The sequence below is a fragment of the Acidobacteriota bacterium genome, from assembly GCA_016184105.1.
In the GTDB taxonomy this organism is placed as follows: Bacteria; Acidobacteriota; Vicinamibacteria; order Vicinamibacterales; family 2-12-FULL-66-21; genus JACPDI01.
Genome location: JACPDI010000009.1, coordinates 1 through 14,256, shown reverse-complemented (window position 1 = coordinate 14,256; position 14,256 = coordinate 1). Strand labels below are relative to the sequence as shown.

10 protein-coding genes are annotated in these 14,256 nt (G+C 69.5%); 2 read left to right on the top strand and 8 right to left on the bottom strand.

Annotated features, from left to right (window positions below; genetic code table 11):
• Window positions 1-36 precede the first annotated feature (36 nt).
• Genes HYU53_02500 through HYU53_02485 form a run of 4 tightly spaced genes read right to left on the bottom strand, consistent with a single transcriptional unit; the run spans window position 37 to window position 3,449 of the window.
• Window positions 37-1,452, bottom strand: a complete 1,416-nt coding sequence (locus HYU53_02500; protein MBI2220061.1) for a cysteine--tRNA ligase — start codon at window positions 1,450-1,452, stop codon at window positions 37-39.
• Between the two features lie 23 nt (window positions 1,453-1,475).
• Entirely contained in the window at window positions 1,476-1,778 is a 303-nt protein-coding gene (locus tag HYU53_02495; protein ID MBI2220060.1) for a hypothetical protein, read from the bottom strand.
• A gap of 10 nt (window positions 1,779-1,788) precedes the next feature.
• Window positions 1,789-2,730, bottom strand: coding sequence for a bifunctional riboflavin kinase/FAD synthetase (locus HYU53_02490; GenBank protein MBI2220059.1), 942 nt, complete (start codon window positions 2,728-2,730; stop codon window positions 1,789-1,791).
• Window positions 2,730-3,449 (bottom strand): MBL fold metallo-hydrolase, encoded by a 720-nt coding sequence (locus tag HYU53_02485; GenBank protein MBI2220058.1) that lies wholly within the window; start codon window positions 3,447-3,449, stop codon window positions 2,730-2,732. The genes HYU53_02490 and HYU53_02485 overlap by 1 nt, the downstream gene beginning before the upstream one ends.
• A 62-nt stretch (window positions 3,450-3,511) precedes the next feature.
• On the opposite strand from HYU53_02485, the gene mazG reads away from it, so the two are divergent.
• The gene (gene mazG, locus HYU53_02480; GenBank protein MBI2220057.1) at window positions 3,512-4,354 is read left to right on the top strand and encodes a nucleoside triphosphate pyrophosphohydrolase; all 843 of its coding nucleotides are present in this window, start codon (window positions 3,512-3,514) and stop codon (window positions 4,352-4,354) included.
• Here the strand turns inward: mazG and HYU53_02475 are convergent.
• Entirely contained in the window at window positions 4,341-6,380 is a 2,040-nt protein-coding gene (locus HYU53_02475; protein ID MBI2220056.1) for a S9 family peptidase, read from the bottom strand. The two genes, mazG and HYU53_02475, sit on opposite strands and share 14 nt — an antisense overlap.
• 215 nt (window positions 6,381-6,595) lie before the next feature.
• Between HYU53_02475 and HYU53_02470 the strand changes: the two genes are divergently transcribed.
• Window positions 6,596-9,025, top strand: a complete 2,430-nt coding sequence (locus tag HYU53_02470) for a DNA internalization-related competence protein ComEC/Rec2 (GenBank protein MBI2220055.1) — start codon at window positions 6,596-6,598, stop codon at window positions 9,023-9,025.
• Between the two features lie 257 nt (window positions 9,026-9,282).
• On the opposite strand, the gene carB is transcribed toward HYU53_02470, so the two are convergent.
• The 3 genes from carB to HYU53_02455 form a co-directional block, all read right to left on the bottom strand.
• Window positions 9,283-12,582: a carbamoyl-phosphate synthase large subunit gene (gene carB / locus HYU53_02465; protein MBI2220054.1), complete on the bottom strand. Its 3,300-nt coding sequence runs from the start codon at window positions 12,580-12,582 to the stop codon at window positions 9,283-9,285.
• A complete protein-coding gene (gene carA, locus HYU53_02460; protein MBI2220053.1) occupies window positions 12,583-13,707 on the bottom strand; it encodes a glutamine-hydrolyzing carbamoyl-phosphate synthase small subunit in 1,125 nt (374 codons plus the stop codon).
• On the bottom strand, window positions 13,707-14,256 hold a 550-nt coding region (locus HYU53_02455), incomplete at its 5' end, for a PEGA domain-containing protein (GenBank protein ID MBI2220052.1). The genes HYU53_02455 and carA, both read right to left, overlap by 1 nt.

Sequence of the window (14,256 nt, the reverse complement as noted above, 5' to 3'; positions counted from 1 at the left end):
CTCGTGATCTCTTGGTGCCCTTGGTGGTCTTCGTGGTTATTTTCTTTTCCACCGCGTGCCCGCGGCGGTGTCTTCGAGCACGATGCCCCTGGCATCGAGCTCGGCGCGAATGCGGTCGGCCGCGGCGAAGTCGCGGTTTCGCCGCGCTTCCCTGCGGGCCTGGGTCAGCCGCTCGATTTCCTGGACTGGCACCGGCGGCTGCTCTTCCTCGCGCCGCCTGACCGCCACGATGCCGAGGACGCGATCGAAGCGGTCGAACGCGTCGCGGATCGCCGGAACGTCGGCGCGCCCCACCTCGCCACCGTCAATGGCGGCGTTGAGCGTCCGCACCAGCTCGAAGACGACGCCGAGGGCGCCGGCGGTGTTCAGATCGTCGCGGATCATCTCGGCGAAGGCTCTCGACGCGTCCTCCACGCGCGCGGCCGTTTCCGGATGCGGGCCGCCGCCGGGCACGGCGTCGAGCCGCAACAGGAAATCCGTCAGGCGCCGCACGGCCTCTTCGGCCTGCTGGAGGCTGGTCCACGAGAACCGCAGCTGCTTGCGGTAATGGACCGAGAGCAGCAGGTAGCGCAGCGCCGAGGCGCGGTACCCCTGCTCGAGGACGTCGCGCACGGTGAACACGTTCCCGAGCGACTTCGACATCTTCTCCCCTTCGTCGAGGATCAGATGTTCGGTGTGCACCCAGAAACGCACGAACGGCTTGCCCGTCGCCCCTTCGCTCTGCGCGATCTCGTTCTCGTGATGAGGGAAGATGAGGTCGACGCCGCCCGTGTGGATATCGATGGGCGGCTCGCCCAGCAGTCGCAGGGCCATCGCGGAGCACTCGAGGTGCCAGCCGGGACGCCCGGGCGGCAGCCCCACGTCCCACGTGGGCTCGCCCGGCTTGGACGCTTTCCACAGGACGAAGTCGCGGGCGTCTTCCTTCTCGTACTTGTCGGTGTCCACGCGCGCGCCCGACTTGATCCCGGCATGATCCAGCCGCGCGAGCTTGCCGTAGTCGGGCAGCGTGGAAATCTTGAAGTAGATCGACCCGTCGCTCTCGTAGGTGTGGCCGCGTTCCTCGAGCGCCTTGACCACCTTCCCCATCCACTGGAGGTTCTCGGCGTCGGTCGCGCGCGGGGTGGCTTCGGCCTCTTCCAGGCCGAGCGTGGCGGCGTCCTCCCGGAACGCCGCGATCCACTGCTCCGTGTACTCCCGCAGCGGCATGCCGGCCTTCTGGGATTCGATGATCGTGCGGTCGTCCACGTCCGTGAAGTTCATCACCTGGCGGATCTCGAAGCCTTCAACGTGGCGGAGGGCGCGCCGCAGCACATCGACGCACACGAACGTCCGGAAGTTGCCGATGTGGCCGCGTGCGTACACCGTCAGGCCGCACGTGTACATGCGGACCGTGTTCCCCTGCGACGGGGCGAAGGTGTCCTCGCGACGGGTGAGGGTGTTGTACAGGCGCATGGTGGCTCGTCTCGGGGGCCGGCTCAGGCCAGGGGCAGCGGGCGCGTCACTTCCAGATCCGACCCGCCACACCGCGCGCGCACGCGAAACACGGCGCCGTTCGTATTGGCGACGTCGAACGTCACGTCGATCGGTGTCGTCTCGGCGAGCGGCGCCTTGCGCGTGACCGCGTCGGTCCGAGCGGCGAGCTCCTGGCCGACCGCGGCGGCGTCTGCCGCGGAGAACCCCACGGACTCCGCAACGCGCCGCGCCATGGTCAGGAGAATGGGACGGAACCTGGCGTCCGAAGGCACACGCAGCCGCATCGGCAGCCCGGAGGCGGACATCCCGACAATTCTATAGCGAAACGCGGCTGAACAGCCGCCGCGCGTGCCGGACATCGGCGTCGATCTGCTCGCGCAGCGCGTCGAGGTCGGCAAACGCGCGCTCGTCGCGAAGGCGCTGCACGAAGTACAGCCGCATCGCGGTGCCGTACAACTCGTGATCCAGGTCGAAGATGTGGGTCTCCACGGTCGGCGCGTCCGAGCTGCCGAAGGTGGGCCGCACGCCCACGTTGGTCACCGCGGCGCGCAGCCGCTCGTCGCCGGCCAGCTTCGCCGCCGTGGCGTACACGCCGTTGGGCGGCAGCAGCTCGTTGGCGGTCTCCAGGTTGGCGGTGGGAAACCCAATCTCGCGTCCCCGCGAGCGCCCGCGGACCACGGTTCCGTCGAGGAAATAATGGTGGCCGAGGAGCGCTGCCGCTTCGTCCATCCGGCCTTCCGCGATCAGACGGCGGATGCGCGTGCTCGAGACGACGAATTCCTTGTAGCGCACCGGGTCGATCTTCTCGGCCTTGAAGCCGTAGCGCATGCCGAGCGCGCGCAACAGCGTGAAGTTGCCGGTGCGATCGCGCCCGAAGAGAAAGTTCGCGCCCACCCAGACTTCGACGGCGCGCACCCACTCCACGAGCACCTCCTGCACGAACGCGTCCGGCTCCCAGCGGGACAGCTCCGGCGTGAAGCGCACCACGACCACGCCGTGCATGCCCGCGCGATCCAGCGCCTCGAGCCGCTGCGCGGTCGTCATCAGGAGCCGCGGCGCCTTGTCGGGGCGGACCACTCTCGGCGGATGCGGGTCGAAGGTCATCGCGATCGGCGTGCCCCCGCGCTCGCCGGCCCGGCGGCGCACGCGATCGATGATCTTCATGTGGCCGCGATGCAGGCCGTCGAAGTTCCCCAGCGCCAGCACCGGCTGGGGCCAGTGCGGCCTCGGGCCATCGGGAAAGTAGATGAGGTCCATCAGCAGTCGAGGATCAGCCCATCATATGCGAGTTGCATGGACGGCGGCAGCTTCGCGCAGGTGGCGGCGTGGCCCAGATCGTGGGCGATGTGCGTGAACCAGGTCTCGCGCGCGCCGAGCCGCGTGGCCGCCTCCACCGCCTCGGCCAGCGAGAAATGCGTGGGATGCGGCCGCTCGCGCAACGCATCCAGGACCACCACCTCGACCCCCTCGAGCAGCGGCCACGACTCCTCGGGAATGCGGCTGCAGTCGGTCAGGTACGCAAACTGGCCGAGCCGAAACCCGAGCACGAGCCGCTGCCCGTGGAGGACCGGCACCGGCACCACGGGCACGCCGGCGGCCGAAAACGGCCCGTCGACTGCGGTGAGATCGATGTCGGGAATGCCGCCTCCCCTGGGCGTATCCGCGCCGAACACGTACGCGAACATCTTCCGGATCTCACCGACGGTCTGCCGGTCGCCGAAGCACGGGATCCGCGCGTGCCTCAGCGCGTTGAAGCGCCGCACCTCGTCGAGCCCGACGACGTGGTCGGCGTGGCCGTGGGTGTAAAGGATGGCGTCCACGCGCGTGACGCCGAAGCGCAGCGCCTGCGCCCGCAGGTCGGGCCCGGTGTCCACGAGCAGCGCGGCGCCGTGGTCCGCCTCGACATAAATCGACGGGCGCCAGCGGGCGTCGCGTGGATCGGCAGACGTGCACACCGCGCAGGTGCACCCGATCATCGGCACGCCGTGAGAGGTGCCGGTTCCAAGGAACGTCACGCGCACAGGTGTAGCATACCCGGATGGCGGACCACGCAGGCGAGGCGTTCCAGAAACTGGTCGACGTCATGGCTCGTCTTCGCGCACCCGGCGGGTGTCCGTGGGACCGCGAGCAGACGTACCGGTCGCTGCGCTCGTACCTGCTCGAGGAGACGTACGAGGTGCTCGACGCGATCGACCGCGAGGACCATCGCGCGCTCGAGGGAGAGCTGGGAGACTTCGTGTTCGAGGCGGTGTTCCTGGCCCAGATCGCGGCCGAAGAGGGACGCTTCACGATCGCCGGCTCGCTCGACCACGTGGTCGAGAAGCTGATCCGCCGTCACCCGCACGTGTTTACGGAAAACGTAAAAAGGGGTCGGGAGCCTTTTTCCCCTGATCCGAGCGGGAAAAAGGCTCCCGACCCCATTTCTTCCGCCGGCGTCCTCCAGCAGTGGGAGCAGATCAAGGCGAAGGAACAGGAGGCGCGCGGCGAGCAGACAACCGTCCTCGGCGGCGTGAAGCGGTCGCTGCCTGCCCTGCTGCGCGCCTACGAGATCGGCAATCGCGTCGCCGCCGTCGGCTTCGACTGGGAGCGGGCCGAGGACGTCGTGGCCAAGGTGCGCGAGGAGGTGGATGAACTCGCGCACGCGCTCGAACGCGAGAGCCGCGCGCGCGCGGAAGAGGAGATGGGGGACCTGCTTTTTGCGATCGCGAACCTCGCCCGCAAGATGGGCATCGAGCCGGAGTCTGCCCTGCGACAGGCGAACGAGAAGTTCACGAAGCGGTTCGAGGACGTGGAGCGCCGCCTCGCGGCACGGGGCACGTCCGTGCACGAGGCGACGCTCGATCAGATGGAATCTGTCTGGGCGGAGGTCAAGGAGTCGTAGTCTTTCGGGCCTTCCCGTCGCCGAGCGTGTACTTCGCGATCCACTCGTACTGCCGCTGGAGGCGATCCCGCTGGTGATAGTACTCCTGCAGCCCGTGCCCCTCGCGCGGATAGAACACCAGCTCCACGGTCTTGCCGCGATCCTTCAGGGCGCGATAGAACTCCATCGGCTGTCCGATCGGCACGCGTTCATCGTTGGCGCCGTGCAGGATCAGCAGCGGCGTCGTCACGCGATCGACGTAGGTGATCCCGGACCGCTCGTTCAACAGCGCCAGCGTCCCCTTTGAGGGATATCCCCTGAAGAAGCCCCCGAGATACGCCGGGATGTCCGTCGTGTTGTACATGCTCGGCAGGTTCGACAGCCCGGCGCCCATCATCGCCGCCTTGAATCGACCGGTCTGCGACACGATCCAGCACGTCATGTAGCCGCCGTAGCTCCAGCCCTGCACGGCGAGCTTCTCCGGGTCGGCGACGCCGCGCTTGATCACGGCATCCACGCCCGACATGATGTCGCGGTAGTCCCCACCGCCCCAGTCGGGGATATTGCCGCGCATGAACTTCTCGCCGTAGTTCGTGCTGCCGCGCGGGTTGGGATAGAGCACCGCCCATCCCTGCCCCGCCCAGAACTGCCCGCCGTCGCCGTACGCCACGCGGAACGAGTTGGTGAACGCCCCGGTGGGACCGCCGTGGACGACAACCATCAGCGGATACTTCGTCGCGGGATCGAACCCGACGGGTTTCAGCAGCAGCCCCTCGATCTCGAGGCCGTCCGCGCTCTTCCAGGTGAGGACCTCGGTCTGGCCGAGCGCGAGGTCCTTCACCTGCGGATTCGTGTCGGTGATGCGCCTGAAATCCTGGAACGGCGCGTCTGAAATCATCACTTCCGCCGGTGCGTCGGCCGAATCGGCGATGAAGGCGGCGCGCAGGCCATCGCGGCTGAGCGAGATCGACGAGATGTTGGCGCCGTTGGTCACACGCTCGTACGTGCCCGACTCCAGGTCGTACGCATACATGTCGCGCCAGACACGAACGCCGGCCGCGAACCCGATCCTCTTGCCGTCACGCCCCCAGATCAACGCCCCGGGCGACGCGTCGAACGCCGGGCTCGCTGCGTCCTTCGACGTCTTCGTCGCAACGTCGTAGAGCATCAGGTGGCTGTTGCCGACGGTGCCCACCGTGATGCCGTCGCCGATGGAAAGCCCGGCCGGATCCGCAATGTAGGCGATCGTCTTGCCGTCAGGCGACCAGCGCGGCGAGGATTCGGGCGCGGCGGTCGCGGCGATCTTCTCGAGCCCGCCACCGTCTGCGCTGACCGTGTAGATGTCCTCGCGATCGTCGCGGACCATCGGGGTCGGCGCCGCGGCAAAGACGATCGTCGCGGCATCGGGCGACCACGACGGCGTGCCGCGCACGGTGCAGTTGCACCCTCCGGTGAGCCGCCGTTCCTTCCTGGGCTCGACATCCACGATCCACAGCTGCGTCAGGCGGAAATCTCCCTCGAACACCCTCGCATCATCGCGCCGCTTCCGTTTCTCGTCGTCGTCTTTCGACAGCGCTTCGCGCGAGGTGAAGGCGATGGACTTGCCGTCGGGCGCCCATTCGTAGGACGAAACGCCTTCCTTCACCGAGGTGAGCTGCCACGGCTCGCCGCCGTCGGCCGGCATGACCCAGATCTGCGGCCTCGGTGCGTCATCACCCTCACCGCTCCCGCGCGCGGCGGTGAAGGCGATCAGCCTGCCGTTGGGCGACCAGCGCGGGCTGGTCTCGCCGCGATCCCCGAACGTCAGCTGGCGCGCCGCTCCACCGGCCGCCGACACACGGTAGATGTGACTGCGGGCTTCCATGCGCTTCTCGGCAGGCGGGCTCGCCGCCGGCTCCCACTGGCGCACCGTGTAGAGCACGGCGCTCCCATCAGGCGCGATCTCGGCGGATCCCACGGTGCGCACGGCCATGATGTCGTCGAAGGTCACCGGCCGCCTGTCGGCGGCCCGCGCGCTCAGGGCGCAGGCGACCGCCACCGCGGCCATCAGTGAAACCCTTATGGATCCTCGTCCAGTCCAAGCCCGCATCAGACCCTCCGGCGCGCGATTCTATGTCATCGCGCCCCGCCCCGTCGCGAGTTCTGCGATGTCCGGCGCGCGAACGCATCGCAATTCCTGCCCGGGCCGGAGCGTCGAGTCCACTGTTTCTTCGGAAATCCGCCCGCCGCGCTGCGAGCGCGCGGCTTGCACCCATCACGGGCGTGCAGGCTCCTGCCGTCGTCCCGGCGCTGGCCGTGATTGCCGGTATCGCGTGCGGCGTGCTCGCCCCGTCGTTGCGGCCGTACGCGGCGCCGGCTCTTGTGGCGTCTCTTGCGGCGGCGCTCGTGGCGTGGCGCGCTTCGCACGCGCGGACGTTCGCCGCCCTCATCCTGGCGGGCTTCGGCGCTGCCGGCGCGCTCCTCGGAGCCGTGGAAGCCGAGCGCGCCATGCGCACGCCGCTCGCGGCGTTCTTCGCCGACTACACCGCGCAACCAGGCGGCGGCGCCTGGCCGCTGACGATCGAAGGACGGCTGCGGGGCGACGCCACGCCCACCGACTACGGCGCGTCGATCACACTGGAGGTCGAGCGCGCGCGCACGCCGTGCGGGTGGCTGCCCGCCGAGGGGGGCGCCCGCCTGGCGGTCAGCGGAACGCTCGCGGCCGGCGCGCTCGCAGGCTGGCGCGAAGGGCGGCGCGTCCGGCTGCCTGCCTCGCTCCGGATCCCGACGAGGTACCGCGATCCCGGGGTACAGGACGAGTCGCTTGCGCTCGCGCGGCGAGGAATCGCGCTGGTCGGCTCGGTCAAGAGCGGATCGCTCGTGGAGGTGGTCGCGCGCGGCAGCGCGATGCAGGAGGCGGCCTCCGCCATTCGTGCGCGCGTGCGGCGCACCGTCCGCCGGTTGGTGCCGGGCGATGCGCTCCGGGCCGGCATCGTGACCGCCATCCTGATCGGCGATCGCGGCGGCCTCGACCCCACCACGACCCGCCGCCTCCAGGAGGCGGGCACCTATCACGTCATCGCCATCTCCGGCGGGAACATCGTCATTCTCGCCGGCCTTGCGTTCGTGGTGCTGCGGCTGCTGCGGGTACCGCGCAGGGGCGGATCGATCGCGCTGGCCGCGCTGCTGTGCGCGTACGGATATATCGCCGGCGGCGGGCCGTCGGTCGCGCGCGCGACGATCGCCGCCGTCGTGTATTTGCTCGCGGTTGCGGCGGACCACCGATCGCCAGCCATGAACGTGCTCGCAGCGGTGGCGCTCGTCGCCGTGGCATACGAGCCGCTGGAGGTGTTCGATCCCGGCCTCGCGCTGTCGTACGGCGCGACGCTGGCGCTGCTCGTGGCGGCGGATCGCGTGCGGCTGGGGAAGCGAAACGCGATCCTGGCGGTGCTCGCCGGGACGATCTGCGCGGAGCTGGCGCTCTTCCCGATCGGCGCGTCGGTCTTTCACCGCGTCACGGTGGCCGGACTGATTCTCAACTTCGCGGCGATCCCCCTCATGACGGTGGTGCAGGTCGCCGGCCTCGCGGTCCTCGCCGCCGTGCCGTTTTTCGACGTCCTCGCCCGTGCCGCCGGTGCCGTGGCCGGGCTCGCCTCGGTGGGGCTCGTTGAATCCACACGGCTGCTGGATGTCGCGCCATGGCTGACCTGGCGCGTGCCGTCGCCGGCGTGGTCGATCGTCGGCGTGTATTACGCCGCGTGGGTCCTGGCGCTGTGTGGTGGTGTGATCGCGCGACTGCGGTACGGAGCGTTGGCGGTGGCAGCCTCCGCGGCCCTGATGATCTGCGTTCCGTCACTGACGCGCCTGGCGCGGCCGCGCCCGGCGCCGGCCGCGGGAATGCTGCGCGCGACGTTTCTCGACGTCGGGCAGGGAGACGCCGCGGTCGTGCAGTTTCCGGGGGGCTGGTCGCTGCTCGTCGACGCGGCGGGCCTCCCCGCGTCCGCCTTCGACCTGGGCGAGCGCGTGATCACGCCGGCGCTGCTCGCCCTCGGCGTGCAGCGGCTCGACTACCTGGCCATCACTCATGGCGATCCGGACCACGTCGAGGGGGCGCCAAGCGTGGCGCGGGACTTCGGGCCGCGCGAGCTGTGGGAGGGAATCGTTGTGCCGCCGCATCGCACGCTGAACGATCTGCGCCGGATCACCTCGCGCGGGGGTGGAGCCCTTCGCATCGTACGGCCGGGCGATATCGTGCGCCTTGGCGGCGTGGACGTCCGGGTGTTGCACCCGCCGGAGCCCGACTGGGAGCGACAGCGCGTCCGGAACGACGACTCCATCGTGCTCGAAATCCGCTACGGCGATGTGTCGATCGTCCTGCCGGGTGACATCAGCGCGCCGGCCGAAGAGGCGCTGGCGACCCGGCTGTCAGACGCGCCGCTGCGGATCCTGAAGGCGGCGCACCACGGCAGCGCGACCTCCTCGTCGGCCGCCTGGCTCGACGCCGCGCGCGCCGCCGCGGTGGTTTTCAGCTGCGGCCGCGGCAACCGCTACGGCCACCCGCATCCTGCGGTGCTCGACCGCGCCGCCTCGCGCCGCACGCCGGTGTTCCGCACGGACGAGGACGGCGCCATCACGGTCACGACTGACGGCAGGACAGCGCACGTGGAGACCTTCACGGGACGCAGTCTCGAATTGGCGCCGCGGCCCAGATAAGGTCCTGCACCGTCACTGACAATGTCACGGTGCGAGCCAGGCGGGCGGCGGCACTGTCGGCTGCCGCGATCGGGTTCCGCACGCGGGAACGCGTGCTCCGGCGGCTTGTCTACAGCAGGCGTGGGGCCCCCGAGTACCCCACGCCGGACTCTGGCACCTGCGCGGCGCGTTCCGGCTGCGCCTGGCGCTCGCGGTGCTCCACACGATCGCCACAGCCGACAGTGCCGCCGCCCACCGCGGTCGTTGTGAAAGGCCCCTCAGCGCGACGCCGCGCGCGGGGCGTGGTACTCCTGGATAGCCTTGACCGTCAGCCCCTCGCTCTTGAGCGCGCGGATGGCGCTCACCGCGGCGGCCGCCGCCGTGAGCGTCGTGATGCAGGGGACGCCGTGGAGCATGGCGATCCGCCGGACGGTCTTGTCGTCGAAGAACGACTCGCGCCCAAGCGGCGTGTTGACCACCATCTGCACGCGCCCGTTGAGGATCTCGTCGGCGACGTGGGGCCGCCCTTCGTTGATCTTGAAGATCACGCCCGATGCGATCCCGTGCGCCCGCAGGAAGGCCGCCGTGCCGCGGGTCGCCACCAGCGTGAACCCCAGTTCCGCCAGGTCCCGGGCGACCGCGAGGACGCGCGGCTTGTCGTCGTTGTTGACCGAGATGAACACGGTCCCCGCCTCGGGCAGCTGCTGGCCCGCGCCAAGCTGCGCCTTCGCGAACGCCGCGCCGAAGGTCGGCGCGCCTCCCATGACTTCGCCGGTCGACTTCATCTCCGGCCCCAGCAGCGTATCCACGCCGGGGAAGCGCATGAAAGGGAACACGGGCGTCTTGACGAACGAGCCCGAGACCTCGAGGTCTTCGCCGATCTCCTGCTCCGCCAGCGTGCGCCCGATCATCGCGCGCGCCGCCACCTTCGCCAGCGGCACACCGGTCGCCTTCGAGAGGTACGGCACCGTCCGCGACGCGCGCGGGTTGACCTCGAGGACGTACACGGTGTCGTCCTTGATCGCGTACTGCACGTTCATCAGGCCGACCACCTTCAACGCGCGCGCGATGCGCCTCGTGTACTCCCGGATCGTGGAGAGGTGGCGCGGCGCGATGTCGTACGGCGGCACGACGCAGGAGCTGTCGCCCGAATGGATCCCCGCCTGCTCGATGTGCTGCATGCTCCCGCCGACGCACACGGCGCCCGCCTGGTCCGCCACCGCATCGACGTCGATCTCGACCGCGTCCTCGAGGAACTTGTCGATCAGGATCGGGTGGTCCGGCGCGGCGTCCACCGCCGTCGACATGTAGCGCTCGAGCGCCCCCATGTCGTAGACGATCGCCATCGCGCGTCCGCCCAGCACGTACGAGGGCCTGACCACCAGCGGAAAGCCGATCGATGCCGCCACCTCGCGCGCCTCATCGACCGACGTGGCCGTGCCGCTCGGCGGCTGCGGAATCGCGAGATCGTGCAGCAGGTCCGCGAACCGCTCGCGGTCCTCGGCCAGATCGATGGAGTCGGGCGACGTCCCGATGATGTCGACGCCGGCTTCCTGCAGCGCCAGCGCAAGCTTCAGCGGCGTCTGCCCGCCGTATTGCACGACGCACGACACCCGGGCGCCGCCGGCCTGCTCGGTCTCGATGATCGAGAGCACGTCCTCGAGCGTCAGCGGCTCGAAGTACAGCCGATCGACGGTGTCGTAGTCTGTGGAGACGGTCTCCGGGTTGCAGTTCACCATCACCGTCTCGAAGCCCTCGTCGCGCAGCGCGAATGCCGCGTGACAGCAGCAGTAATCGAACTCGAGCCCCTGGCCGATGCGGTTGGGGCCGCTGCCGAGGATGACGACCTTCTTGGCAGGAGTCGCGGCGGCTTCGCACTCGTCTTCGTACACGCCGTACATGTAGGGCGTGAACGACTCGAATTCCGCCGCGCACGTATCAATCCGCTTGTACGCCGTCCGCAGCCCCGCCTCGCGCCGGCAGCTGCGGACCGCGTCCTCGCCGGCGCCGAGGATCGAGGCCAGCTCGCCGTCGCCGAAGCCCGCGCGCTTCAGCGCGCGCAGCAGGTCGCGCGACATCCCGCGAAGCCCCACGAGCTGCGCCGAGTTCTTCAGCGCCACGAGCTGCTGAAACTGCGTGAGGAACCACGGATCGATCTTCGTGGACTGGTGGACCTGCTCGACGCTCCATCCGCACTCGAGCGCGCGGAACACCGCCCACATTCGGCGATCGCTGGCGATCGCCAGCTCGCGGTGCAGCAGAATGTCGTCTTCGGCGAACGGTTCGGCGTAGGCCGATCCGTCCGCCATGTCGCTGCCAGGCTTCGGCGCCTGCGACCCTCCCTGCGAGAAGAGGCGGCCCGACTTGCCCAGCTCCAGCGACCGGAACGCCTTCAGGAATGCCTCCTTGAACGTCCGGCCGATCGCCATCACCTCGCCCACCGACTTCATCTGCGTCGTCAGCGTGCGGTCCGCCTGCGGGAACTTCTCGAACGCCCATCGCGGCACCTTGACGACGACGTAGTCGATCGCGGGCTCGAAGGAGGCAGGCGTCAGCCGCGTGATGTCGTTGGGGATCTCGTCGAGGCGGTAGCCGAGCGCGAGCTTGGCGGCGATCTTCGCGATCGGGAACCCGGTGGCCTTCGACGCCAGCGCGGACGACCGCGACACGCGCGGGTTCATCTCGATGACGATCATCCGGCCGTTCTCGGGGTTGACCGCGAACTGGATGTTGGACCCGCCGGTCTCGACCCCGACGCGGCGGATGATCCGGCGCGCCGCGTCGCGCATGCGCTGGTATTCCTTGTCGGTGAGCGTCAGGGCCGGCGCCACGGTGATGCTGTCGCCGGTGTGGACCCCCATCGGGTCCACGTTCTCGATCGAGCAGATGACGACGAAGTTGTCGGCGCCGTCGCGCATCACCTCCAGCTCGAATTCCTTCCAGCCGATGACCGATTCCTCGAGGAGCACCTCGTGCACCGGGCTCAACTCGAGCCCGCGCTGGGCCGCCTCGCGGAACTCCTCGATGTTGTAGGCGATGCCGCCGCCGACGCCGCCGAGCGTGAACGAGGGACGGATGATGATCGGGAACCCCAGGTCGCCCGCCGCGCGGAGCGCCTCCTCCGTCGACTTCACGTAGGCGCTCCGCGGCACGTCCATGCCGATCTCGCGCATGGCGTCGCGAAACTGCAACCGATCCTCGGCGATGCGGATCGCGTCCACCGACGCGCCGATCAGCGTGACGCCGTAGCGGTCGAGCGTGCCGTCATCGGACAGCGCCACCGCCAGGTTCAAGGCGGTCTGGCCCCCCACCGTCGGGAGGATCGCGTCGGGCCGCTCCTTCTCGATGACGCCGGCGACCACTCCGGGCGTCAGCGGCTCGATGTAGGTGCGGTCGGCCACCTCGGGGTCCGTCATGATCGTCGCCGGGTTCGAGTTGACGAGCACGACCTCCAGCCCTTCGGCACGCAGCGCCTTGCAGGCCTGGGTGCCGGAGTAGTCGAACTCGCACGCCTGGCCAATCACGATCGGGCCGGAGCCGATGACAAGAACTTTTTTCAGATCGGTGCGACGGGGCACTTACGCTCTCTTCTCAATCTCGTCCATGAACTGCCGGAACAGGTAATCCGCATCGTGCGGGCCGGGAGACGCCTCCGGGTGGTACTGCACGCAGAAGACCGGCTTCGTTTCGTGCCGCAACCCTTCGATCGTGCCGTCGTACAGGTTGACGTGCGTGACGGCCACGCCCGCCGGGAGCGATTTCGGATCGACGGCAAACCCATGATTCTGCGACGTGATTTCCACCTTGCCGCTGTGAAGCTCCTTCACCGGGTGGTTCGCGCCGCGATGCCCGAACTTCAGCTTGTACGTGCCGGCGCCGAGCGCCAGCGCGAGAATCTGGTGCCCCAGGCAGATGCCGAACACCGGACGATCCGAGTTCACGATCGCGCGCGCGTTCTCGATCGCATAGTCGAGCGCCGCCGGGTCCCCCGGGCCGTTGCTCAGGAACACCCCCTCCGGGTTCGTGCCGAGCAGCGTCGATGCGGGCGTGTCGGCCGGAAACACGCGCACGTCGCAGCCGTACGCGGAAAACCGGCGCAGGATGTTCCACTTCATCCCGAAATCGTACGCGGCAACCTTCAGCCGCCGCTTCGCCCGGCGCTGGGGCTCCGGCGTGAACCCACCGGGCTCGCTGCCGCCCGTCCAGTCGAACGGCGCCGCGCAGGTCACGTCCTTGACGTGATCCGATCCTTCCATCCGGGGCGCGGCGCGCGCCCGGTCGACCAGCTCGTCGCGATCGAAACGTCCCGTCGCGATCACGCCGCGCATGACGCCGGACGAGCGCAACACGCGGGTCAGGGCCCGCGTGTCGATGTCGCTGATCGCCACGATGCCGTGCGTGACGAGGTAATCGCGCAGCGTGCCATCCGAGCGCCAGTTGCTCGCGATCGGCGACTCGTCGCGCATGATGAAGCCGGCCACCTGCGGCGCGCGCGACTCGACATCCTCGTCCGCCACGCCGTAGTTGCCGATCTCGGGACAGGTCATCGTGACGATCTGCCCGGCGTAGGACGGATCGGTCAACACTTCCTGGTAGCCGGTCATGCTGGTGTTGAACACGACCTCGCCGGACGTCTCGCCGTACGCGCCGGCGGCTTCGCCGGTAAAACACATCCCGTTCTCGAGCGCGAGTACTGCCTGCATTACTGCCTTTCCAACGATCCGGTGACACGCGTCGTGCGGCCCGCGGCGATCGTCGTCGACGTCGTCCACGGCCGATGGTCGGCCAGCTCCAGCCGCACGACGTGCGCGCCGGCGCGGATGTCGCCCACCTGCATCGGCGTGGTGCCGATGGCACGCCCATCAAGAACGACGCGCGCGCCGCGCGGGCGCGAGTCCACGTACAACGCGCCGGTGAAACTGACGGCGGCCGGGGCCGGCGCCGCGCTCGATCGCGCGCGCGCGAGCCGCACGTGGACCTCCCGGGCGGCCGAGGCGGCAATCGTCACCCGGCGCGAATCCTCCTGGAACCCGCTTCGCGCGACGCGCAACGAATAGGTCCCGGGCGCCAGATCGCGCACCGAGAGCGGCGTTCGGCCGCGTCGCCGGCCGTTGACGAACACCAGCGCGCCAGGCGGCGTGGACCGGACGACGAGGCGCCCGCACGCGGGCGCCTCGGCCCGGGCCGTCGCGGCCGCGCGGGGCGCGCTTCGGGCCGGCGCCGCCGCCGTCTGCCCGGCGGCCGCTCGCGCG

Coding starts and splice junctions, on each gene's coding strand:
- HYU53_02475 (MBI2220056.1), bottom strand. CDS start 6,380: ATGGCCGCGGTGGCGGTCGCCTGCGCCCTGAGCGCGCGGGCCGCCGAC.
- mazG (MBI2220057.1), top strand. CDS start 3,512: ATGGCGGACCACGCAGGCGAGGCGTTCCAGAAACTGGTCGACGTCATG.
- HYU53_02490 (MBI2220059.1), bottom strand. CDS start 2,730: ATGGACCTCATCTACTTTCCCGATGGCCCGAGGCCGCACTGGCCCCAG.
- HYU53_02485 (MBI2220058.1), bottom strand. CDS start 3,449: ATGATCGGGTGCACCTGCGCGGTGTGCACGTCTGCCGATCCACGCGAC.
- carA (MBI2220053.1), bottom strand. CDS start 13,707: ATGCAGGCAGTACTCGCGCTCGAGAACGGGATGTGTTTTACCGGCGAA.
- HYU53_02495 (MBI2220060.1), bottom strand. CDS start 1,778: ATGTCCGCCTCCGGGCTGCCGATGCGGCTGCGTGTGCCTTCGGACGCC.
- HYU53_02500 (MBI2220061.1), bottom strand. CDS start 1,452: ATGCGCCTGTACAACACCCTCACCCGTCGCGAGGACACCTTCGCCCCG.